Genomic DNA, 1946 nt, shown 5'->3' on the forward strand with positions numbered 1-1946 from the left:
TCTCCAGCAGGCTACCACTCAGGCGCACCGTCACCTCGACTGTCACTTCGTCACCCGAACGCCGGATCACTTGCGCCATCACCACCACCTCACTGTCTGCTTCATCAGGAGGTTATAGCGTACTCCTCAAGGCGACATCATTACAAGGCTGCACCCGTGCAAACTATGAATTCGAAGACATTATCTGCGGCTGCGATGACATTGATTTGATTGCACCCAGGCCGCGAGGCACCGAAACAGCCATACAGCGCTGGCGCAACCGCTTAGCCTACCGGATGCCAAGTTTCCGCTTTGATCCTGGTATTGAACCGATGCGGATAGCCGGAGACTATGATCTCTTTCTGACGACCTGCGAATTTGTTAACGATCTGCAAACCTTCGACCTTGTCAACGACTGGAAGAAAAGCAGTAGAATCTCAGCTTGTTATCTCAGTGAGCTTTGGGTAAGAGCGATTTCTGACAATCAGCGTCTAGTCAGTCGGCTAGCTGACTTCGATCACATTTTCGTCAATTGTGCGGCTTCGGTTGAACCGCTATCTGCTCAAATCGGTCGACCCTGTCATTACCTTCCTCCGGCAGTGGATGCAATTCGCTATTGTCCCTGGCCCAATCCCCAATGGCGGTCCATCGATGTCTACAGCATGGGCCGGCGCGATGCCGAGATGCATCGTGAGCTGCTGCAGGCGCGGCAGCGCGATGGCCTTTTCTATCTGTACGATAGTTACGATATCCATTCACGGAAGGAGTGGTGCGTTTCTGACTATCGTGAGCACCGAATGCTATCCGCTCAGCTTATTCAGCGCAGCCGCTACTTCATCGTCAATCCGGCAAAGCTTGACTGCGGCGCTGAGACCGCAGGACAACAAGAGGTTGGGAATCGGTTTTTCGAAGGCGCAGCAGGTGGCAGTGTGATGATCGGGCGCCCAGTAGATACCGATATCTATCGGTCTCATTTTGATTGGGAAGACGCAGTGATTCCAGTCTATGGGAAGAATGCGACGATCACAGATGTCATTGCCGACCTAAACCGCCAACCTGAACGCGTTGAACTCGCACGTCGCAATAATGTCCGCGAAGCCCTAATGCGACATGACTGGGTGTACAGATGGGAGCAGATCCTGGCAAAGATCGGCATGCAGCCGAGCCATAAGCTCAACGAAAGGAAGGCTGAGCTTGCAAGACTCAAAAATACAATTCCAGCTGTCTATTTAGACGAGGCAGCCGCTGCCTAGCTGCCTAGGCCAGATCTGCAATCGTCTTAAGCATAGGCACGATTTCATATACCTCTTCAAAACCTTCGTCATTGCGCCTGGCAATCGAAAAGAGGCCAGCATGAAAGCGTTTCGCCATGAAGCGTTCAGCAATGCATCGACAACATCCGAGATAAGTGCCGGCTAGACGCGCTCTGGCAGGCATTCAACCTACTATGGAAACCTGGGAGAACTGTAGTGAAGGTATTGGTGACCGGACATAACGGCTATATTGGCGCTATCTTGATGCCGATGTTGCGTGCCGAGGGCTTTGACGTTGCGGGGATCGACAGCGATCTCTATGCGGCTTGCGACTTTGGTGGTACGCCACCCGAGGTTCCGAGCACGGTTAAGGATGTTCGCGACCTGACGCAGGCCGACCTGACGGGGTACCACGCGGTCTTGCATTTGGCAGGTCTGTCGAATGATCCTCTTGGTAACCTCAACCCCGAGTTGACCTCCGAGATCAATCACCGCGCCACTGTGAAGCTGGCGAGATTAGCCAAGGCGGCCGGGGTTGAGCGATTTGTGTTCTCGTCGTCCTGCAGTAACTACGGCGCTGGTGGTAATGGAATGGTCCGCCCCGCTCCTCCAACACACCCCGAGCGGGCACAATAAGCGATGATGAGAACCCATCGTCAACCAAGGTAGCGGAGCAGACCAATGACAGAGACTCACAAAGACCGGGCCATCACG

Annotated in this window: 2 protein-coding genes; both read left to right on the top strand. The window is 53.9% G+C overall.

What is annotated here, in order from left to right:
- Positions 1-1232 (top strand): glycosyltransferase family protein (locus CKO42_RS26365; RefSeq protein WP_200252400.1); only part of this gene is annotated, 1232 nt, incomplete at its 5' end.
- A gap of 216 nt (positions 1233-1448) precedes the next feature.
- Positions 1449-1868, top strand: coding sequence for an NAD-dependent epimerase/dehydratase family protein (locus CKO42_RS26370; RefSeq protein ID WP_200252403.1), 420 nt, complete (start codon positions 1449-1451; stop codon positions 1866-1868).
- Positions 1869-1946 lie beyond the last annotated feature (78 nt).

The sequence above is a fragment of the Lamprobacter modestohalophilus genome, assembly GCF_016583905.1.
Lineage (GTDB): Bacteria > Pseudomonadota > Gammaproteobacteria > Chromatiales > Chromatiaceae > Lamprobacter > Lamprobacter modestohalophilus.